The sequence below is a fragment of the Streptomyces exfoliatus genome (assembly GCF_000725545.1).
In the GTDB taxonomy this organism is placed as follows: Bacteria; Actinomycetota; Actinomycetes; order Streptomycetales; family Streptomycetaceae; genus Streptomyces; species Streptomyces exfoliatus.
On sequence record NZ_JNZP01000027.1, the window covers coordinates 61,362 to 82,674 of the forward strand.

The following is a 21,313-nucleotide window of genomic DNA, read 5'->3' on the forward strand; positions in this document are numbered from 1 at the left end:
ATCCCAGCCGCTCCGTGCGTGCCCAGGCCGCCCCGCCGCCTGGATGTCGTCGACATGAGGAGCGTTCAGCAGTGACGATCACGCCACAGTCCTGGACGCCGGACGAAAGCCTCATGGGGGAGGTGGGGAATCAGTTCGACAGAGCCCTCGCCACCTACCGAGCCAATGCGCACCTCGTCGACGAGCACGCCAATCACGAGGAGTCCATCCGGGTCGGCGGGTATGCCAATCGGACCCTCTTGGAGCTCGTCCAGAACGCCGCCGACGCGATGTCGGGGGCCGGTGACGACCGCAGTGAATTCGCGGGTCGGGTCGAGATCGTCCTGGACCCCGAGAACCAGACCCTCTACTGCGCCAATGCCGGTCGTCCCTTCTCCAAGAACGGGATCATCGCGATCACGCATGCGCACCTCAGCGGCAAGCGAGGGGACGAGATCGGACGCTTCGGGCTGGGGTTCAAGTCCGTCCTGGCCGTGTCGGACGCACCGCAGGTGTTCAGCCGATCGGTGTCGTTCGAGTTCAACTCGCGCACGGCCCGGACCGAGATCGGCCGGATCACGTCCACCGCGAGGCGCCATCCGATCCTCCGCACGCCCACCGTCGTCGACCCGCTCGCCGAGTTCGCGGAAGACCCGATCCTCGCCGAGCTCGCCGGCTGGGCCTCCACCGTGGTGAGGCTGCCGCGTGCGGCCAACCTCGCCCGGCTCCGTCGGGAGATCGAGTCGTTCGCCTCGGAGTTCCTGCTCTTCGTCGGCGCCGTGCGGCAGGTCAGGCTCCGGGTGCTTGGCGCGGACGGCTTCGAGACGAGCCACACGTCCCGTGACTTCGGCGGCGGCGTCTTCAAGATCGAGACCCCGGACGGCGGCGGCGACGAGTGGATCGTCGCGGACCGGATGCACGCGCCGTCCGCAGGGGCCCGTAAGGAGGTCGGGGAGGCCGTCTCACGAGCGGAGGTCAAGGTCACCGTCGCGATCCCGAAGCGGCACGCGAGGCAGCGCGTGGGACGGTTCTGGTCCTACTTCCCCCTCCAGGACCAGACATCGGCGTCCGCGCTCTTCAACGCCCCGTGGAGCGTGAACGACGACCGGACCACCCTGCTGAAGAACGACTACAACCGGGAGATCCTCGCAACGCTCTCGGACATGTTCGTCGACATGCTGCCGAAGGTGGTGCAGCCCGACGATCCGGCTGCCCACCTCGACTACATGCCCGCGCGAGGACGGGAACCGCTGTCGTTCGGCGACAAGCTGCTCTGCGCGCACGTGCCGGAGTACGCGGCGGGAGTCGCCCTGGTCCCCGACGCCACGGGGGCTCTGGTGAACGCCGGTGTACTGCGCCCTCTGGACTTCGCCCTCCCCGTCCATCCGGACATCCACCGCGCGTGGAGTATCTCCCCGCACACGGCCGACGATGTGCCGCATTGGCGCTGTTACACGTCGCCGCAACGCATCACCCGCCTGAGGCAGCTGTTCACGGCCGCGAGCCCGCACGGCGGCATCGACGCCACGGACAGGGACATGAAGCGGGCCCTGGAGGAGCTCCCGAAGCGCGGGTTCCTCTCCTGGCTGCGCGAGTGGGCCGACGGACCGGACCCGGTCTCCTCCGCCAACGCGTTCAAATTCGTGCTCGGGCACAAGCCCCAGTCCGACGTGGAGCGGGCCAAGGTCGTCCCGACCACCGACGGCATGCGATCGCTCTCGGACAGGAGCGTCGTCTTCCTGCACCAGGAGGAGGGCATCGAGATCGAGGGGGCGGTCTTCGTCTCCCCGTCCTTCCTGGCCCAGCCCGGTGTCGACGAAGGCCTCAGGAGAATGGGCTTCCGGGATCTGGACCCGCGCGCGATCCTCAACGCGCGCCTTGCCATGCTCTCGAGCTCCTCCGGCGACGACGATCTCTCCAAACTGTGGGACGCCGTGCTCGGGCTGTCTCCCCGCGAGGCGATCAAGGCGTTGGCCGGGCACGCGAGCACGGTCAAGGTACCCACTCGTGATGGGGGTTGGACCTGGCCCCGCACGGTCTTCGACCTTCCTGAACCGCTGGGTGAGGAACACGCGGCCAGGACGCTGGACCGCCGGCGCTGCCTGCCCGAGGTGGCGCACGAGCTGGGTGTGGTCCGCGCTCCCAGGAACCACTACTCCGCCGAGGACGAGCCGGCGTTCGCCCAGTACCGGGAGTGGGTCGTAGCGACGCTCAACGCAGCTCAGGGCCCCGGTGAACGGCCGATCGAGAACATCGATCTCATCCCCGGTGAGGGCCCTGGTCCGTTCTCCATGCTGCCCATCCTGCTCGACTCGAACGCGTCGCCGAAGCTGCGCGAGACCTGGACCGTCGGCCTGCTCGAGGCCGGCGACGTCGAGTGGACCTGCGAGGACCTGGACACCGGCCGTGTGCATTCCGTGCAGTCCCCGGTCCGCTGGGCGGTGGACCGGGCCGGCTTGCTCCATTCGACCCGCGGCTACCGCAGACCGGCCGACGTCGTCGCACCGTCCCTGGTCAAGTACGAGAAGCTGCTGCCGCTGTTCCGCGGACCGCGCCAGGTCGCCGAGGCACTGGGCCTGCCGGACGAGCTGGACACCGTACCCGCTCCCGTACTGAGGGAGGCCCTCGCAGCGAAGCTCTTCCCGCCGAACATCGACGACGCCCTCCTCGTCGAGTTCATCACTACGGCGTGCCGCATCGCCCATCCCGGCAGCCGTCCCCAGAGCATCCCCGCCCGAGTGAAGCGCGTCACCGAGTCGCGTTCCCCCTCGTCGGTCTACCTGGCCACGACGGACGAGCAGCAGGAGTTCCTCTCCTCGCGTCAGCGCCCCTACCTGCGGGTGACGGACGCCCAGGCGCGAGAACTCGTGGCCTCGGTGGGGTGTCGCCGATTCGAGGACAGTTTCGCGTTCTCGATGGTGATCGACGGTGAGCAGGAGAGCGAGCGGATCGTCGACGTCTTCACCGGGCTCCGCAGCACGCACGTCGCAAGCAGGTTGACCAACGCGACCGTCGCTCGGGCGATCCAGGTGGTCAAGCGGGTGACCACGGAGGACGGCGTCGAGGACCAGCCGCTGCCCTGGCACCTCGACGGGTCGGCCCTGGTCGTGCAGGGCGATGCCGACGAGCGGCAACTCCTCGGCCACGTCAACGAGGCGTTCGAGTTGCGCCTGAACAACGCCGAGCTCGAGAACGTCCTCAAGACGGGCCTCGACCACAGGCTCCAGGGGCTGCAGCAGGAAGCCAGGGCGGCAGCCACCGACGCCGACCGGCTCGACGTCTACTTCGGGCCGGACGACCTGCGGGAAGCCCTTCCCAAGGGGCTGTGGCAAGCCCTGGAGACGCAGGGTCTGATCGATGACGACGCCTCCGTCTCCGAGCTCTTCCTCACCGTGTACGGATCGGACGCGGTCAAGCTGCTCGCCGATCTGTTTCGGCAGGAGGGTTTCCCCGATGTGCCGAGCGCGTGGGGTGGGGGCCCCGCAACCGTCTCGTGGCTGCGGAAGATGGGATTCGGGACCAAGTACGCCGGCCGCCGAAACGAACCGCAGGAGCACGAGTTCGTCGTTCCCGGAGCGGTGAAGCTCGATCCCCTCCACCCGTTCCAGGAGAGGATCAGTCGACAGCTCAGGGACGTGCTCGTCCTGCGTGAGGCGAACGGCCGGCATCTGAAGGCGATGGTGGAACTCCCCACGGGCGCGGGCAAGACGCGCGTCGCGGCGGAGACCGTGCTCAGGACCTTCATCGACGGCGTCCTGACGGGGCCGGTCCTGTGGATCGCGCAGTCCCTGGAGCTGTGCGAGCAGGCGGTGCAGACCTGGACGACGGTCTGGCGGGGGCTCGCGGACGAACGTCCGTTGACGGTCGGCCGGCTCTGGGAGCGCAACACCGTGCACGAACCGGACACGGAGTTCAGCCTCGTCGTCGCGACGGACGCCAAGCTCGACGCCGTCCTCGGCAGCCCGGAGTACGCGTGGCTCGCCGACGCGTCGGCGGTCATCGTCGACGAGGGGCACCGCGCGGGCGGCTCTGAGCGGTACACGCGCATTCTGGAGTGGCTCGGTGTGGCCGGACGCGGCTGGGCGCGCCCCCTGGTCGGCCTGTCCGCGACTCCGTTCAAGGGGAAGTCCGAGGCGGCGACCCAGGCCCTCGCCAACCGATTCGGCAACCGCAAACTCGACGCTTTCGGTTCGGACGCGTACAAGCAGCTCGCGGAGCTCGGGGTGCTCGCTCGGGTCGAACATCAGGTGCTCCCCGGAATCGACGTCCAGCTCCTGCCGGAGGAGGTGAGCGAGGCGACGGAGCAGCGCCGGATCAGCCCCCGCGTCATGGAGCGCATCGGCCGGGACCAGGCCCGCATGGCCACCCTCGTCAACCACATCATGGGGCTGGACGAGGACTGGCCCGTGCTGGTGTTCACCCCGAACGTCCTCTCGGCCCAGGTGCTCGCGGCGACGCTGAGGTACCGGGGGGTCGAGGCGGCGGCGGTGAGCGGGCAGACCGGAAGGCAGGAACGCCGCGATATCATCACGAAGTTCAAGAAGAACGAGATCCGCGTCCTCACCAACTGTGATCTGCTGATCCAGGGGTTCGACGCTCCGGGCGTCCGCGCCCTCTACATCGCCCGGCCGACATTCAGCCCGAACGCCTACATCCAGATGGCCGGACGTGGTCTGCGCGGCCCCGCCAACGGCGGCAAGCCCGAGTGCCTCGTCGTGGACATGGCCGACAACTTCGGCTTCGGAAGCGTCAACGATCTGCTCGGGTACCGCGAGTACGAAGACCTCTGGAAGGAACAACGCGCGTGATCCTCGTTCCCGACCTTGCCGACATCGAAAGGCACGCCGGCAGCGACGCCGAACGCAGGGTCGCCCGTTTGCTCCGGGACATCGATGGCGACCCCGACGCGGTCGCCTTCCATTCGGTGAAGTTGCGGTCCCACGCCTACAAGCAGCAAGCGGAGGCGGACTTCGTCATCCTGTGGAAGAAGGTCGTCATCCTCGTCGAGGTGAAGGGCGGGGGCGTCCGGAAGTTCGACGGAGCGTGGTACAGCGTGGACCGCCGCAACGACTGGCACAAGCTGGCAGGTTCCCCGATGGAGCAGGCCCGGTCCGCCATGCACGCGCTGCGGGACATCCTCCACGAGGAGGGCATCGGCTGGTTCGCTCACGAGGCCGTGGTCGTCACGCCCGACACCGAGCCGCTCCCGCACTCGGTCGAATGGCAGCCCACCCATTGGCTGTCGAGGGACGCCATGAGCGTCGAGCGTATGACCAGTGCGCTCGACAGCGTCGTGACGGCCTCGCGTAAGGCTCCGGTGGGCCGGAGGATCGCAAGGATCGACGACCTCCGGGCCCGGCTGTTCGGCGAGTTCACCAGAATGCCTGTGATCGACGCGCAGCGCGGGGCGGTCATCGAGGAGCAGAACCGTGCGACGGCGAGTCAGGCCAGGGTCCTCGCGTCACTGGCCCGTAACCCCCGGGTGATGGTGTTCGGGGGCGCCGGGACGGGCAAGTCCCTCGTTCTTGTCGAAGCGGCCAAGCAGGAGGCGGACCAGGGCAGGTCCGTACTGGTGACCTTCCGGTCCCCGGAGCTCGCGCGCTTCTTCGCCCCCCACGTGGCCGATCGGCACATCGACGTGGTGCCGTTCGAGGACCTGCGTCCGACCAGGACGTACGACGCGGTGTTCGTCGACGAGGCGCAGGACCTGATGACGGCGGAGGCGATGGACACGCTCGACGCGGTCGTCGCCGGCGGGCGAGCCGGCGGCAGGTGGCGCATGTTCCTCGACATGAACAACCAGGCGCACGTCGACGGCGACTTCGACAGGGATGTCTTCGACCTGATCGCCCCCGAAGCGCTGTCGGTCGACCTGGACCTCAACGTGCGCAATACGCGGGCGATCGTGCACATGGTGCAGGAGTACCTCAGGGCGGACGTCGGGGATCCGGGGATCGTCCACGGAGAGCGGGTCCAGTGGCACACCCCGGACACGGAGGCCGACATCGCCGCGGCCGACTCCGTGGCACGACGGCTGATCACCGACGGGGTCCGAGGTCAGGACATCTGGATCATCAGCACGAATTCGAGCGCGGCTCCTCGCGAGATGCCCCACGGACAGGTCGTGACGAGCCCGCGGTACGCGAAGGGCCTCGAGGCGGAGCACGTCGTCGTCTGCGACCTTCCCCCGAGCTACGACGACGCCGGGATCGCAGCCTTCTACGTGGCGGTCACGCGCGCTCGGGTCTCTCTGCACATCGTCGCGTCCAAGGAGGACCGGCGGCGCCTCCAGCAGCTGCTCCCCCAGCGGACGGTGACCGAATGAGCAGGACCAAGGCGCAGGATCTCGCGTTGCAGCACCTTCGCGCCGCCTACCTCGGACCGGAGAACGGCGAGGACGAAGTGGTCACCAACATGCCGGACCGGCAGTATGCCGTCGGGATGTTGTTCCCCGCCGGATCGTCGGCGCCCGACGCCGTCGACGGAGAGGCGGAGATCTCGGCTGATGTCGCCGAGGGTGACGTGGAGGAGTCCGACGCGGGCGTTCCGCTGGCCGAGGACTGGCGCCCTTCCTCGGTTGCGATCTCCTTCATCACCGACCGGGACGTCGTGTCGTGCGACTTCTCAGGGGGCACCTATCAGGCGGTGACAGGCGACGGCCCCCCGCGCTGGCAGCGCCGCCCCTTCCGGTTCGAGGGGGTGGAGCTGTCCGGCACACGCCCCCCGCACGAGCTGCGGGCGGGAGAGGTGGAGCTGGAGATCGGATCCAGATGGCGGCCTTACGGCGACGCGCATCTCGTTACGGTGCACGCGCGTGTGCTGTCGAAGTCGACAGGCGACGATCGGTCCGACATCGCCCTGATGCTCTTCCAGATCGCTCTCGGAGTAATGCCCGCCCATGACGGACAGATCTTCGAGTACGACGCCGTGCGTTCCTTCGACCTGGACGACGAGTCCGCCGAGCTGCGTCTGCGCTACAGGGACAAGAAGGTCTACGCGGTCGGTCACGGCATGGCGGCCGACTGGGAGCTGCGAGAGGGCGCCTGCACGCGTGTCTTCCTCGACCCCGTGCCGGCGCACGTCGTCCCGGCGATCGAGACCACCGGGTTCGCTCCGGAATCCCGGGCGTCGAAGGCGCTGCGTCTCGAAGTCCTGGAGCGGGTCGACACGGAGCCGGACGAGGTGCTGTCGACCCTGGACGCGTTCGTCAGGTCCTTCTCCGAGTGGGTCGCGGAACAGGAGGACCGCGTCGGCGATTACGGAGAAGGCGCTCCGGTCGCGCGGTCGATCACCGACCGGGCGCGCATCGCCGTGCGCCGTATGGAAGCCGGCGTGAACCTGCTGCGGGCCACGGAGCAGGACGCCTTGAGGAAGGCGTTCGCGTTGGGCATGGCCGCCATGCGCCTGCAACTGCGTCAGACGGCGATCAAGAGCGGCAAGGACCCGGCCGCGGTGGAGGAACCCCGCTGGCGCCCCTTCCAGCTCGGATTCCTGCTGGTGTCTCTCGCATCGACCGTCGACGAGGGGCACGACGACCGGGAACTCGTCGAACTGATCTGGTTCCCGACCGGCGGTGGGAAGACGGAGGCGTACCTGGGGCTGGCGGCGATCGAGATCTTCCGTCGCCGGATCGTGCACGGCGTCGCCGGTGCCGGTACCGCGGTGATCACCAGATACACGCTTCGCCTTCTGACGGCACAGCAGTTCCAGCGCGCGGCCTCCCTCGTCTGCGCGATGGAGGTCCTGCGGCACGACGACCCACGGGCGAAGGGCATGGCCCGGTTCTCCATCGGCCTGTGGGTGGGCAACGAGGTCACCCCTGCCACGCGGCTCGACGCCAAGCACGCCTTGGAGCGCCTCCACAAGGCGTCCCGGCCGAAGGAGGCGAACGAGTTCCAGGTCGAGAGTTGCCCGTGGTGCGGCGCCACGCTCCTGCCCGAGGCGAAGGCCCACGACCGGAATCGGTACGGCTTCCGGCTCGTCGGTCACGACGTCGTCGTCCACTGCACCAGCGGGAGTTGCCGGTTCCGTGACGAGCTGCCCGTGGGCATGGTAGACGACGTGCTCTACAAGGACCCGCCGACGATCCTGCTGGCTACGGTGGACAAGTTCGCCCGTCTCCAGTTCAAGCCGGAGGCGGGCAGTCTCCTCGGGCTCGGCACGCCGTTCCGACAGCCGACACTGATCATCCAGGACGAGCTGCACCTGCTGTCGGGACCGCTCGGCACGACGGTCGCCGTCTTCGACGCCGTGATCAAGATGCTCCTGGGCAGAAACGGCTCGGCTCCCAAGATCGTCGCCTCGACGGCCACGATCCGCGCGTCGGACGAGCAGGTCCGGGGACTGTACGGGCGCAGCGTCGCCCTGTACCCGCCCACAGGCCTCGACGGCGACCGGACCTTCTTCTCCCGCCCCGTGGAGAGCGGCGAGGGCCGTCTGTACGTCGGCCTGATGCCGCAATCCCTCTCGCAGGTCTCCGCGGTGATCTCCGCGACCGCTCCGTTGATCGAGATCCCCGAAGTGCTCGCCGGTGCACCCGATTCGGATACGACGCGGGACTCCTACTGGACCGCCGTGATGTACCACAACAGTCTCCGTGAGCTCGGTCGCTCCGGAACGCTCGTCGTCGACGACGTGAACGGGCGTCTGGAACCGCGTGCGGAGCGCCTGGGCCTGCCGTTGCGGCGGATCCGGGCCGACCGCGTCCTGGAACTGACCAGCCGGCGTGGCCCGGAGGAACTCCCCAACGACCTGCGTGCGCTGAGCCGGAGCGTAGACGACGGTGACGGCGTCGACGTGGTCCTGTCTTCCAACATGCTGTCGGTGGGAATCGACATCCCCCGGCTGGCACTGATGCTGATGGTCGGACAGCCCAAGACCACCGCCGAGTACATCCAGGCCACCAGCCGGGTCGGTCGAGGGCTCAACAACGGCATCGTCACGACGCTGTTCCGCTCGAACCGGGCACGCGACCGTTCGCACTTCGAGACGTTCCGCGGGTACCACGAAGCGCTCTACCGAAGCGTCGAGCCGACGAGCGTCACCCCGTGGTCGGTGGCGTCCCGTGGGCGATCGCTGGCCGGCGCACTCGTGGCCTTGCTGAGGCATTCCTTCTCCACCCTCGCCGACAACGATCGCGCCTCGGATCTCGACCTCTCCGACCATCGGATGCGCGCGGCGGTCGACGAACTCGTCGCGACTTTCATCGACCTGGTGAGCCGCTCCGACGGAGCGGAGGCCGAGGAGACCGAGGAGGAGGTACGGCGGCTTCTACGCGACTGGGACCGCCGAGCGCGCCTCGCGCGGGAGGCCGGGTCCACGTTGTCGTACGACCGACGGAAGTCGGACGACGACGCTCTGCTGAAGCGGTTCGGCCAGCCGGGCGAGGGATGGCTCGTCGGCGACTCCATGCGGTCGGTCGAACCGAACGTCGCCGTACAGGTCCGTGAGCCGATGGAAGGAGGCGATCGTGGAGCGCATCCTGCATGACCTGCGGTTGTCGGAGACGCTCTCACCGTTCGGAGTGGGGGCCATCGTCGATGTGCTCGGGGAATCCCTGATCGCACCCGACACGTCCTGGTGGGACCGCAGGTCCGCTCCCGAGATCAGTTGCGATCGGCTCCTCTCGCGACTGGGCGCCGGTGTTCTGCGTCAGCCACCGGCCCACTCCGGGCGCGCGGCCAAAGGGACCCCGCACCTGCTCTACTGGCGCTTCCCGTCCTGGCGGTTCTGCGAGAACTGCACCAGACTCTCGCAGTTCACCGGCAGGAAGAACGGTCGCTTCACCAACAGTTGCGAGTGCGGCGGAACGCTCGTTCCCATGCGCTACGTCGCCGTGTGCCAAAAGGGCAGTCACATCCAGGACGTCCCCTGGTTCAAGTGGGCGCACCGCGGCAATGACGGGGGCGTCAGCGACGCAGTGCGGTTCTGCCGCGCCTACAAGGAACTGAAGTTCGTGCGGTCGTCCCGGCTCGGGGAGGGGCTGGGGTCGCTCCGTATCCAGTGCACCGGGTGTGACCGGTCCCGTCCGCTCTCCGAGCTGGTCGGCGGCGAGTCACTGCACCGGGACGGCATCCGCTGCGAAGGCACCCAGCCATGGGAGGATCCGAAGCCCGGGAAGGTCTGCGATCACCATCTGGTCGCCGTGCAGCGCGGCGCCACCGGCAACTACATCGCGGATCACCTCTCGGCGCTCGACATCCCTGAGGAGCGCCCGCAGTCCGGGCGGACGGCTGACCTGATCCGTGGCCACGTCTACTTCGAGAAGGTGGTGGCCGACAACGGCGGTCCGCAGGCGGAGATGGTGGCCGGATGGATCGCGGACGAGCTCCAGGGGGTGACGGCGGAAGACGTCCTCGCCCTCGCGGCAGGGGGCGACGACCCCGAGGACGCTCCGCTCCTCGATCTGAAGGACGGCGAATGGGCGGCCTTCCTCAAGAAGCTCGATGCCGGCAGAGACCACGGTGTGGGCGACTTCGTCGTGGACGGCTGGCGGATTCCCTCCGCGTCGGACGGACTTTCGGCCCTCACGAGCCGACTCGTCAGCGTGGGCCAGGTGCGCCGCGTGCGCGAGGTCCGGGCGCTCCGCAGGTTCCAGCGTCACAACGCCGACGCCGACTTCATCGCCGTCGACCTCGGTCCGGACCGGCGGCGGAAACCGGTCTATCCGGCCGTCGAGACGTTCGGCGAGGGGATCTTCCTCCGGTTCGACGAGGAGCACATGTCGGAGTGGGAGGCTGTGCCCCAGGTCCGCGCCAGGGCCGACATCCTGGCGCGGCGGCGGGAATCGAGCCCGTGGGCCCACCGTCTGGACGTGCCGGAGCCGCGCTTCGTCGCGCTCCACACCATCTCCCACCTGCTGATCCGCAGGCTCGCGTTCGCCAGCGGCTACGCGTCGGCAGCCCTCCAGGAGCGCATCTACGCCCACTCTGATCGGCAGGACCGCACGGCCGGCATCTTCATCTACACGGCGGCCGGGGACGCGCAGGGAACCCTCGGCGGGCTCGTGAGGCTGGGCGCACCGGACAAGATCCTCCCGCTCCTGCTGGCCGCGCTGAGCGACGCGGACGTGTGCTCGAACGATCCGGTGTGTATCGAGAGCGACCGTCAGGGCTCGTCACAGCTCAATCTGTCGGCCTGCCACGGTTGCGCCCTCGTCAGCGAGACCTCGTGCGAGACGGGAAACCGGCTGCTGGACCGGCAGCTCGTCCTGGGCGGAAGGGACGTGCCCGGCCTCCTCGATCACGCGCTCGATCAGGTTCGGCGCAGGGCGGGACTGTAGGGGGCTGTGGAACGGGGCCGGCCTTGAGGGCGGGGCCGGCTTCGGACTCCTCGCGTACCGCACACCCCCGCAGGAAGCGGAAGCAGGATCGGTTTGCTGGGGGTTGTCTGCGCCGGCTTGTGCGTGGTCTTCAAGCGGAGGGACCGGCTCTAGGGAGAACCGGTCAGCTCGCCGCCCGTACCGCGTCCTTGATCAGGTCGGCGACCCGGGTGGGCTCCGAGAGGACGACCGCGTGGGAGGCGTCCGGGAGTTCGACGACGACGGCGCCGGCCCGGGTGGCGCCGAAGCGCTGGACCTCGGGGCTGATCGTGCGGTCCGCCCCGGCCACCAGGGCCCAGGACGGTTTGGTCCGCCACGCCGCCGTGGACGCGGTCTCGGTGAAGGCGGTCTTGGCGAGCGGGCGTTGGGAGGTGGCCAGGGCGCCTGCGACGTCCTCGGGCACGTCCGCCGCGAACACGGAGGGGAAGGCCGACTCCTCGATGGTGACCTCGACCCCGGAGTCGCCGTCGAGGAGCGGGTAGGTCCACTCCTTCAGGCTGCCCGTCAGCGGGGGTTCGGGGAAGCCCTTTTGGAGCTGGCCGAGGCTCTCGCCCTCGTGGGGCACGTACGCGGCCACGTACACGAGTCCCACGACGTTCTCCGCGGCGCCGGCCACGGTGATCAGCGCACCGCCGTACGCGTGGCCGACGAGTACGGCCGGGCCGTCGACCTGGGCCAGGACGGAGGCGAGGTAGGCGGCGTCCGACGTCAGGCCCCGCAGCGGGTTCGCCGGAGCGATCACCGGGATGCCGCTGCTCCGCAGTTCCGAGATGACGCCTATCCAGCCTGTCGCGTCGGCGAAGGCACCGTGCACGAGGACGACGGTGGGGTTGGTCATGCGAGTTCTCTTCTCGGTATCGGGCCACGGGTGCGGCGTCGTCACGACGGTCGGGGCGTGGCCCGGAGTTCGGCGAGAGGTCCGCGCGACGGGTGCTCACGGTAGGACCGTGGCAGCGGCACCTCTTGTACGTGCGCGCATCCGCGCCGGCACGGCGGCGCACACGCGTCTCAGCGCCTTCGCTCGCCCTGGGGGTCGGCGGTCGTCGTCGCGAGGGCCGAGGTCGCCAGTGCCTGCCATTCGCTGGGGCTCATGCCGTAGGCCCCGCGGAACGTGCGGCTGAAGTGCGAGGGGCTGCTGAAGCCCCAGCGGTGGGCCACCGCGGCCATGGTGATCCGTCGGCTGGAGCGGCCCAGTTCGAGCCGGCAGAACTCGAGCCTGCGTCGCCGCACCCATTGGCTGACCGTGCTGCCGTCGTTCTGGAAGAGCTTCTGCAGGTACCGGACGGAGATGTGGTGGGCGCGGGCGATCGACTCCGGTGAGAGGTCCGGGTCCATCAGATGCTCTTCGATGTAGCCGTGGATACGGGACAGCATCTCGTGGCCGGCCCCGGACGCGTCGTCGGCCTCGTCCGTCGTGTCCGCTTCGAGGAGCTCCATGACCAGGACGGAGAGGAGGTGTACGGCCGTCCGGGCACGCCGGTCCCCGATGGTGGACCGCCGGAACTCCGCCGTGGCGGCGAGCGCGGTCAGGAAGTCGGACGCCAGCGCCCCGATCCCCTCCCCGCCTCGTACGGGCACACCGAGCACCTGGTTCAGTTCCGGCTCCGTGACGCCGAGATAGCAGCGGGGCACCCGGAAGAAGATCATCTGGCAGTCCTCGCCGAACCGCAGCAGATGGCGTCGGGCCGGGTCGCAGAAGATCAGGTCGTTCGGCTCCAGCGGGGTCTTGGCGCGCTCGTGGACGACGGTGACGGGCCCACGGACATGGACGCCGAGGTAGATGTGGTTCGGGTCGTTCGCCTCCGGCATCGCGGAGAGCATCTGGACCAGCCACCCCGAGCGGGAGGGGGGTGGGGACGGTTCGGGCGCTTGCCGGGGCACCCGTTCGGGCGCACGGGACATCAGCGTGAGGGGCATGGGGAGTCCTAGCCGTAGGCGCGGGCGGGCGGGCGGATTCACACCTCGTTCGCCGGCTCCTCGGCCAGGAACTTCTCCACCACGGCGTTGAAGGCCGGCGGGTTCTCCAGGAAGGGGAAGTGCGAGCTCGCCACGTCGGAGGCGAAGACGTGCAGGCGTGCGCCGGGAATCCGCTCGGCGACGAAGCGCTGCGAATCGGGGTGCACATGGCTTCCCTCGCAGCCGATCACCAGGGTCGGCACGTCGATCCGGGGAAGCACGTCGCGCCAGTCCTGCGCGCAGTGGTCGAACAGCAGCGGTACGCCCGCGTAGGCGGGTGTCGACCGGATCTGTTCGTGGACGAAGGCCAGCACGTCGGGGTCGGGCTCGCCGGAGAACATGCCGCGCACGAAGTCGGCGCGGACCGTGTCGCCCTCCGGCCCCGCGAGCGCCGCGCCCAGGTACAACAGCCCCGACACATCGAAGATGGCACCGGAGTCGCGCTGTTCCCGCTCGGTCATCCAGGGCACGGCGGCGACCGCCGCGGGCTGGTCGACGGCGACGAAGCGCCGGATCCGCCCGGTCCCGTACTGGTCGATGAAGCTCCACCACACCGAGACGCCCATGGACCAGCCCAGTGCGTCGAATCGGTCGAGGCCGAGATGGTCGACGAGTTCGAGCACATCGCGGGAGAGCCGGGCGATGCGGTAGCCGTGACGCGGTGTGCCGGACTTCCCGTGGCCGCGGAGGTCGACGGTGACGACGCGACGGCCGGGCGCCAGCCCTTCGGTCTGGTGGCGGAACATCGCCTGCGTCTGTCCCCAGCCGTGCAGCATCACCAGCGGGACGCCCGCGCCGCCGGTGTCCTGGTACGCGAGCCGCACGCCGTCCGTCGTGATCAGTTCCTTCATGACCTCTCCCCTGGTCAGAGGCGGTACATCGGCCCCGCCCGTCTCACACATCATCGAACGCGGGCCGTCGCCCGCACCACCGCGAGCTGTAGGAATCGGGCCGCGGATCCTCCTCGCTTTGTCGAAGCGAGTCCGTGGTCAGAGCGCCCCGTCGACGCTCGGGGCGAGGAGTTCCTCGATCCTGAGGCCGAGGTGCAGAGTGAGCCGGTGGGCGCCGTCGTCGAGGTCGAGGCCGGTGATCTCCTGGATCTGGCGCAGGCGGTAGTAGAGCGAGGTGCGGTGGATTCCCAGCGTGTCCGCGGTCCGGGGAATCGATCCCGCGTGTTCGAGGAAGCAGCGCAGGGTGTCCCGCAGGCGGTCGCCGCCGTGAGTGCCGCTCAGGGTACGGAGCGGTTTCGGGACCAGGGAGGCGTTCAGGGCGTGCTCGGGGAGCTGGAGGAGCACCGCGAGCTCCCCGAGCAGCTCCCAGTCACCGGCGCTCTTCAGGGTGGGCAGTCGGCGCGCCGCGCGTGCCGCCACGAGCGCCTGCTCGTACGACGTCCAGGCGTCGTCCAGGCTGGGGTGCCGGCCGCCGACGCCGATCACGGGGTCCGCCGACGGGCCCAGGAAGGTGCGGAGTTCGTCCAGGATGCGAGCGGACTGTGCGGTGATCTCGTCCTGGCCGGGTGGGCGGTCGCGCAGCTGGAGCAGTGTCGCCCGCTCCTTGCCGATCGCGATGAGGCCCTGGGCCGAACGCGTCTGCCGGAACCCTTCCAGCGCCCCCCACAGGGCCGCCTCGGACTGTCGTACGAGTTCGGTGGCGCAGCTCAGCTGAACGACGGTGACCAGGACGTGCTCGGCCGCTCCGAGCAGTCCGAGTTCCTTGGCCCGCCGCCGTGCGGTGGTACGGGCGGCGACGTCGGTGCCGACGAGTTCGAGGACGAGGTCCCGCTCGTCGGCCTTCCGGGTGTCGCCGGCGATGTGCTCTCCGTGCATCTGGGCGGCCATGGCGTCCGCGGCCCTGGCGATGGCGCGTGTCTCGTGCTCCGCGAGCGTCTTCTCGGGCACGACCACCAGGAGCAGTCCCAGGAGATGCCCGCGCTCGCGCAGGGGCACGACGTAACGGGGCAGCAGTCCGAGGTCGTCCCGGCCCTCGATGAATCCGGCCCGGGACCACTGGGTCACGCCCTGGGCGAGTACGTAGCGGATGGTCGCGTTGTCGGCGCGGCCCTGCAACAGGGTGCCGATGCGAACCGGGTCCTCGTCGCCGAAGTGGCGGCTCGTGCAGACCATGCGGACCAGCGGGTCGTCGACGGCGACGGACCGGCCGAGCCGCTCCGCGAGGTCGTCGACGAGCGCCTGGAGCTCGGGGCTGCCGGGGCGGGCTCGCTGGAGCCTTACGGTCATGCGCTGTTCCTCTCTCGACCAACGGTTCCCCGCGGACTCCTCCATTCCGCGGCTCTTGATCATTCTGAGGAAGCGACGACCCCGGCACATCACACGAATCGTCCATTGTCATGGCGCCCGTGGGGGATACGAAGCGACTACTCTCCGCTGTCGCGACGCCTCACCAGCCGGGTCAGCTCCACGCGCGAGGTGATGTCCAGTTTGGTGAAGGCCCGGCGCAGGTGCGAGCTCACCGTGTGCGGCGAGAGGGAGAGGTGCTCGGCCACCTGTCGGTTGGTCAGCCCTCGGGCCACGAGCCGGACCACCCGGATCTCCGCGGCCGTCAGTTCGGGCCACGCGTCGGAGAGTCCGGCCGTCGAGGGCCGGCGGCGGACACCGGCTGCCCGCAGGCGCCCGCGGACGCGTGCGGCGTCCCGCTCGGCGCCCGCTCGCGCGTAGAGCGCGAGGGCCGTGTCGAAGTACGGCACCGCGTCGGGCTTGCGGGTGGCCGCCAGCTTGCGTCCGGCGTCCTCCAGCGCCGACGCCCGGGCCAGCGGCCGGGGGCAGTCCTCGTACAGCCGTACGGCGCGTACGAGAGGGGCGAGGTCGTTGTCGAGGAGCCCCCGGGCGTGCGCGGCGGTGGCGGCGAGGAAGGTGAGGTCGGGGTTGAGCACGGCCAGTCGCTCGGCCAGGGTCACCGCCTGCGCGGCCCGTTCGTGCGCGCCGGCGCGCAGCGCCAGGCGGACGAGGACCGGGGCGTCGGCGGGGTCGACCAGGCCGGCGTAGGCCGGCCGGTCCGCGGCGGGCGACGTCATCACCTCGTCGAGTTCGGCCATGGCACGGTCGGGCCGGCCTTCGAAGTCGGCCATCAGTGCCAGCATCCAGGAGCCGAAGTGCCGGACGACGGGTGCGCGGTCGCCGCGCATGCGCCTCGCCTCCGCCGCGTACGCGCGCGCGGTCCGCCGGTCGTCGGTGTGGAGGGCGACGCGCATCATCACGTACCGGCCCGTGACGTCGGCGAGGTTGCCCGGGCCGAGATCGTCGTCGGCGGTCTCTGACGCGGCTTCGGCGTCGGCCCGGGCCTCCGTCAGCCGTCCGGCCTCCAGAAGGACGCGGGAGCGGGTCATGAGCCACATGCGGGTGGCCGCGATCCTGCCCTGCTCCCTGGTGATCCGGATGCCGTCCTCCGCGGCGGCGAGCGCCTCCGCGGAACGTCCGGTGGTGTTCGACAGGAGAGCGTGCCACAAGGCCTCCGGAACCCACAGCGAGGTGCTGACGCCGAGGGCGTCGGCCAGCGCGGCGGCCCGCTCGGCCTGCCGGAACGCCTCGGCGAGGTCCATGCGGTGGAAACTCACGGCCGAGCGGACCGTCGTCAGCGTGGCCTCGGCGGAGCGGTCCCCCGCTGCCGCCGCGGTGTCCCACGCCTCCGCGGCGACCTGCTCGGCCGCCGCGTGCTCGCCCGCCATCGACAGGCCGACGGCGAGCATGGCGAGCAGTCGCCCCCTGACGTCCACGGGGATCCCGGGCAGTGCCGCCCCGGCGCGGGCCTGCCGGGCCGCCTCGGAGAAGTCGAACGGTACGGCGAGGCGTGCCAGGGCCAGACGTATGCGGGCCTCGTCCTCCGGTCCGAGACCGCCGGCCGCGAGGGCGGAGGCTCCCAGCTCACGGGCCTGGGCGGCCCGGCCCGTCTGCCAGAGCAGCGGGATCGTCTCGGCGATGACCCGCGGCCGCTCCGGAGCGTCCGCCGTGGTGAGTTCCAGGGCCTTGAGGCTGCGCTCCGCGGCGGGTCCGGGAGCGGTGGCCGCGAGGTCCGCCGCGGCGGTCCGCAGCCGGTGGGCCTCCGTCACGTCTCGCGGCCGCGCTCCCCCGGCCTCCGCCGCCTCCGCCGCCTCCGCCGGTGCTCTCCCGGCCGACGGCCCGGGACGTTCGACGGGGGAGGCCACGGTCCCCGGCGGCGGCTCGGCGGCGTGGCCGCGCAGGGCCTGACGCAGCGGCAGGGGGAGGCCGGCTTCCACCGCCTCGCGGATCAGGTCGTGGCGGAAGGCGAGGCGATCCCCGCTTTCGGTGAGCAGATCGGCGTCGAGGGCTTCCCGTACCGCTGTGATGAGCGCCGCCGAGGGCCTGCCGAGCAGCTCGGCCAGCAGCGCGACGGTGACGGGGGCGCCCACGGCGGCCGCCGTATGGACCAGCTCCCGTGCCTCGTCGGACAGCTGGTCGAGGCGGCGCACGACAGAGGGGAGTCGCCGGGGGGCGGGTGGTCCGGCCGTCAGCCTGGCCGTGCCGTTCTCGATCGTCACGGCCTCCCGCAGCGAGCCGAGCAGCTCGACCAGCAGCTGCGGGACTCCTTCGGCGCGGCGGGCGACGCGGAGCAGGTCATGGTCGGGAGCGGCGCCGAGGACGTCCTCGGTGATCCGTGCGGTCACCTCGTCGTCCAGCGCTCCCAGCGCCAGCTCGTGTGCGCCTGCCCGCCGGATCCGGTCCAGGGTCGTGCGCACTCCCGACGGCACGCTGCCGCCGCGCACGGCGACCAGCCACAGGATGGGGTGCGACGAGAGTCCGGCCGCGAGGGTGTTGAAGGTGAGAAGGGTCAGGTCGTCGCACCACTGGAGGTCGTCGAGGACGACGAGCAGGGGGCCGTTGCGAGCCGTCTCCCTCAGGCGGTCCCCGAGTTCCTGGAGCAGCCAGAAGCGCTGGCCGGGTGTCGTGGCGAGGTCTCTGAGGCGGAGGGCGCCCGGCAGCGGTTCCTCGCCGGAGAGCAGACCGTCGAGGAGCGGGCCGAGCGGCACGAACTGTTCGTCGGGGTCCGCCGCTCCCTCGAAGACCCTCGTCCCGCGCCGCCCCGCGGCTGCCGCGGCCTCCGCGAGGATCCTGGACCTGCCGATGCCGACGGGGCCTTCGACGCGGATGATCCCGCCTTCGCCCCGGTCGAGCGCGTCGAGCCGCGCCTCGATGAACGCCAGTTCGGCGTCCCTGCCGCGGAGGGGCGTCCGTACGCCTTCGGGTTCCTCGGGCAGGGTCCTTGTCGTCACTCGGTGCACGCTCATACGGCGGATCAGTATGAACCATGTGAACCACCCCGCCGTCGCCCGGCCCCGGGGGCCCGTCTCAGTCGAAGCGCAGGTCGGCGAGTTGCCGTTCGAGGACGGTGACGTCGTCCTCGGGCTCTTCACCGGCCGGGCGGGCCGCCATGAGCGAGGCGAGCTCGACGCCCGCCCGGCGGACGCGGCCGGGAAGGCCGTCCGTGTAATCGTCTCCCCCGGAGCCCCAGTCCTCGGAGGCCGCGAACACGGCGGTGGGGACGACGACGGCGCGGAGATGGGCGAAGAGCGGGCGCACCGCGTGGTCGAGGACCAGGGAGTGGCGGGCGGTGCCGCCCGTCGCCGCGGTCAGGACCGGCTTCCCTGAGAGGGCGTCCGGATCGATCACGTCGAAGAAGGACTTGAAGAGACCGCTGTAGGAAGCGGCGAACACGGGAGTCACCACGATCAGGCCGTCGGCCGCCGTCACCGTGTCGATCGCGGCGCTGAGTCGCGGCGGCGGGAAGCCGGTCACGAGGTGGTCGGCGATGTCGCCGGCCAGTTCCCGCAGCTCCACGACCTGGGTCGACGGCGCCTGTCCCCGGGCGGTGAGTTCGTCGCGGGCCGCCTCGGCCAGCCGGTCCGCGAGCAGGCGGGTGGAGGAGGGGGTGCTCAGCCCCGCGGAGACGACGATCAGCTTCATGCGGCGGACACCTCACGGACGGTTCGGAGGGACGCGTGTGTGGGGGCCTCCGGCACGTCGGCCGGGCGCCCCTTGGCGAATTCGCTCCGCAGCACGGGCACGACCTCCTCGCCGAGGATGTCGAGCTGTTCGAGGACGGTCTTCAGGGGCAGGCCCGCGTGGTCCATCAGGAACAGCTGGCGCTGGTAGTCGCCGACGCTCTCGCGGAACGACAGGGTCCGCTCGATGACCTGCTGGGGAGAGCCCACCGTCAGCGGGGTCTGCTCGGTGAAGTCCTCGAGCGAAGGGCCGTGCCCGTACACGGGGGCGTTGTCGAAGTAGGGACGGAACTCCCGTACCGCGTCCTGGGAGTTCTTGCGCATGAAGACCTGTCCGCCCAGGCCGACGATGGCGTCCTCCGGCCGGCCGTGGCCGTGGTGCGCGAACCGGCGCCGGTAGAGCTGCACCATGCGCCGGGTGTGGTCGGCCGGCCAGAAGATGTTGTTGTGGAAGAAGCCGTCGCCGTAGAAGGCGGCCTGCTCGGCGATCTCGGGGGACCTGATGGATCCGTGCCAGACGAAGGGCGGGACGCCGTCCAGGGGCCGGGGTGTCGAGGTGAAGGCCTGGAGCGGCGTACGGAACGTGCCCTCCCAGTCCACGACGTCCTCGCGCCACAGCCGGCGCAGCAGCGTGTAGTTCTCCTTGGCGAGGTTGATGCCCTGGCGGATGTCCTGTCCGAACCAGGGGTAGACAGGACCGGTGTTGCCGCGCCCCAGCATGAGGTCGACCCGGCCGTCGGCCAGGTGCTGGAGCATCGCGTAGTCCTCGGCGATCTTCACCGGGTCGTTGGTGGTGATCAGCGTCGTGGACGTGGACAGGATCAGGTTCTCGGTGCGGGCGGCGATGTGGCCGAGCAGGGTCGTCGGCGACGACGGGACGAACGGCGGGTTGTGGTGCTCGCCCGTCGCGAAGACGTCGAGGCCGACCTCCTCGGCCTTGAGGGCGATGGCGACCATCGCCTTGATGCGCTCGTGTTCCGACGGAGTACGGCCGTCGGTGGGGTCGGGGGTCACGTCCCCGACGGTGAAGATGCCGAACTGCATGGGGTTTCTGCTCTCCTGAGCTCGTCCGGTTCCCGGGCCGGGAACCGGGGGCCGGGGTGACGCCGGGGATCCGGCGTCACCCAGCGGGTCAGCGGTGCGGCGTCACTTCGCCAGGAAGGCGAGGAGGGCGGTGTTGACCTCCCCGGCGTGGGTCCACAGCAGGCCGTGCGGGGCGCCTTCGATCTCGACGTAGTCGGCGGACGGCAGGGCCTTGTGGAAGGGGCGTGCGGTGCCCTCGGCCGGCAGGATGCGGTCGGCGGTGCCGTGCAGGATCAGGGCGGGCACGTCGACGGCGGGGATGTCGGCGCGGAAGTCGGTGTACCAGGTCGCCGGGGCGGCGGACGCGGCGAAGGAGCCGCCGCGGGCGGCGGTGTCCCAGCTGTGGCGGACGGCTTCCTCGCTGATGCGGCTGCCGAGGTTCTCGTCGAGGTTGTAGAAGTCGTTGAAGAAGGCCGTGTAGTAGGCGTAGCGGTCGGCCTTGACGGCGGCGACGACGCCGTCGAAGAACTCCTTCGGGGCGACGCCGTCGGGGTTGTCGTCGCTCTTGAGCAGGCAGGGCTCCAGCGAGGCCAGGAAGGCGACCTTGGCGACGCGGCCGGAGCCGTACGTGGACACGTAGCGGGCGACCTCGCCGGTGCCCATGGAGAACCCGACGAGGACGGCGTCCCGCAGGTCGAGGGTCTCCATCACGGTGTTCAGGTCGGCGGCGAAGGTGTCGTAGTCGTAGCCGGTGGTCGGCTGGGAGGACTGCCCGAAGCCGCGACGGTCGTACGTGATCACGCGGTAGCCGGCGTCGAGCAGCGCGGCGCTCTGGCGCTCCCAGGAGCGCCCGTCGAGCGGGAAGCCGTGGATGAGGACGACGGGCTGACCGGCGCCCTGGTCCTCGAAGTACAGCTCGATGGGGTTGGTGTTCTCCTGGCCCACGGTGATGTACGGCATGGGGATGCTTCCTCGATTCGGGTCGGCTGGTCCGCGCGTCGAAGCGGCGCGGCATGCCCGTCACGCTAGGAGCGGTCCCGCACCTCCTGTTGCCGTACCGC

The 21,313-nt window shown here is 70.3% G+C and carries 12 protein-coding genes; 4 read left to right on the forward strand and 8 right to left on the reverse strand.

From position 1 onward, the window contains the following. The first annotated feature begins 71 nt into the window (after positions 1-71). From IO20_RS0127755 to drmB, 4 genes are read left to right on the forward strand one after another with little or no spacing between them, the layout of a single operon-like run. Positions 72-4,787, forward strand: coding sequence for a DEAD/DEAH box helicase (locus tag IO20_RS0127755; protein ID WP_245685066.1), 4,716 nt, complete (start codon positions 72-74; stop codon positions 4,785-4,787). Next, complete coding sequence (locus IO20_RS0127760; protein WP_030554863.1) at positions 4,784-6,304, forward strand: nuclease-related domain-containing DEAD/DEAH box helicase; 1,521 nt, start codon at positions 4,784-4,786, stop codon at positions 6,302-6,304. The genes IO20_RS0127755 and IO20_RS0127760 overlap by 4 nt, the downstream gene beginning before the upstream one ends. Next, positions 6,301-9,468, forward strand: coding sequence for a helicase-related protein (locus IO20_RS0127765; protein ID WP_030554866.1), 3,168 nt, complete (start codon positions 6,301-6,303; stop codon positions 9,466-9,468). The genes IO20_RS0127760 and IO20_RS0127765 overlap by 4 nt, the downstream gene beginning before the upstream one ends. Further along, positions 9,449-11,260 (forward strand): DUF1998 domain-containing protein, encoded by a 1,812-nt coding sequence (gene drmB, locus IO20_RS0127770; protein ID WP_030554868.1) that lies wholly within the window; start codon positions 9,449-9,451, stop codon positions 11,258-11,260. Before IO20_RS0127765 ends, drmB begins: the two co-directional genes overlap by 20 nt. 163 nt (positions 11,261-11,423) lie before the next feature. Here the strand turns inward: drmB and IO20_RS0127775 are convergent, their stop codons facing one another. From IO20_RS0127775 to IO20_RS0127810, 8 genes are all read right to left on the reverse strand, one after another. Beyond that, positions 11,424-12,137 carry an alpha/beta fold hydrolase gene (locus tag IO20_RS0127775; RefSeq protein ID WP_030554870.1) on the reverse strand — a complete coding sequence of 238 codons (714 nt, stop codon included), beginning with the start codon at positions 12,135-12,137 and terminating at the stop codon, positions 11,424-11,426. Positions 12,138-12,307: 170 nt separating this feature from the next. Next, entirely contained in the window at positions 12,308-13,216 is a 909-nt protein-coding gene (locus IO20_RS0127780) for a helix-turn-helix domain-containing protein (protein WP_245685067.1), read from the reverse strand. 38 nt (positions 13,217-13,254) lie between these two features. Then, positions 13,255-14,106 (reverse strand): alpha/beta fold hydrolase, encoded by an 852-nt coding sequence (locus IO20_RS0127785; RefSeq protein WP_030554874.1) that lies wholly within the window; start codon positions 14,104-14,106, stop codon positions 13,255-13,257. A gap of 138 nt (positions 14,107-14,244) precedes the next feature. Then, the gene (locus IO20_RS0127790; protein WP_030554876.1) at positions 14,245-15,492 is read right to left on the reverse strand and encodes a PucR family transcriptional regulator; all 1,248 of its coding nucleotides are present in this window, start codon (positions 15,490-15,492) and stop codon (positions 14,245-14,247) included. A gap of 137 nt (positions 15,493-15,629) precedes the next feature. Continuing rightward, a complete protein-coding gene (locus tag IO20_RS0127795; RefSeq protein ID WP_030554878.1) occupies positions 15,630-18,515 on the reverse strand; it encodes a helix-turn-helix transcriptional regulator in 2,886 nt (961 codons plus the stop codon). A 61-nt stretch (positions 18,516-18,576) separates the two neighbouring features. After that, positions 18,577-19,191, reverse strand: a complete 615-nt coding sequence (locus IO20_RS0127800; protein WP_030554880.1) for an FMN reductase — start codon at positions 19,189-19,191, stop codon at positions 18,577-18,579. Then, positions 19,188-20,273, reverse strand: coding sequence for an LLM class flavin-dependent oxidoreductase (locus IO20_RS0127805; protein ID WP_030554882.1), 1,086 nt, complete (start codon positions 20,271-20,273; stop codon positions 19,188-19,190). Before IO20_RS0127805 ends, IO20_RS0127800 begins: the two co-directional genes overlap by 4 nt. A gap of 102 nt (positions 20,274-20,375) precedes the next feature. Beyond that, the gene (locus IO20_RS0127810) at positions 20,376-21,212 is read right to left on the reverse strand and encodes an alpha/beta fold hydrolase (RefSeq protein ID WP_030554883.1); all 837 of its coding nucleotides are present in this window, start codon (positions 21,210-21,212) and stop codon (positions 20,376-20,378) included. Positions 21,213-21,313 lie beyond the last annotated feature (101 nt).

Excerpts from the sequence above, each read along its gene's own strand:
- IO20_RS0127765 (WP_030554866.1), top strand. The coding sequence starts at position 6,301 with ATGAGCAGGACCAAGGCGCAGGATCTCGCGTTGCAGCACCTTCGCGCC.
- IO20_RS0127775 (WP_030554870.1), bottom strand. The coding sequence starts at position 12,137 with ATGACCAACCCCACCGTCGTCCTCGTGCACGGTGCCTTCGCCGACGCG.
- IO20_RS0127780 (WP_245685067.1), bottom strand. The coding sequence starts at position 13,216 with ATGCCCCTCACGCTGATGTCCCGTGCGCCCGAACGGGTGCCCCGGCAA.
- IO20_RS0127785 (WP_030554874.1), bottom strand. The coding sequence starts at position 14,106 with ATGAAGGAACTGATCACGACGGACGGCGTGCGGCTCGCGTACCAGGAC.
- IO20_RS0127790 (WP_030554876.1), bottom strand. The coding sequence starts at position 15,492 with ATGACCGTAAGGCTCCAGCGAGCCCGCCCCGGCAGCCCCGAGCTCCAG.
- IO20_RS0127795 (WP_030554878.1), bottom strand. The coding sequence starts at position 18,515 with ATGAGCGTGCACCGAGTGACGACAAGGACCCTGCCCGAGGAACCCGAA.
- IO20_RS0127800 (WP_030554880.1), bottom strand. The coding sequence starts at position 19,191 with ATGAAGCTGATCGTCGTCTCCGCGGGGCTGAGCACCCCCTCCTCCACC.
- IO20_RS0127805 (WP_030554882.1), bottom strand. The coding sequence starts at position 20,273 with ATGCAGTTCGGCATCTTCACCGTCGGGGACGTGACCCCCGACCCCACC.
- IO20_RS0127810 (WP_030554883.1), bottom strand. The coding sequence starts at position 21,212 with ATGCCGTACATCACCGTGGGCCAGGAGAACACCAACCCCATCGAGCTG.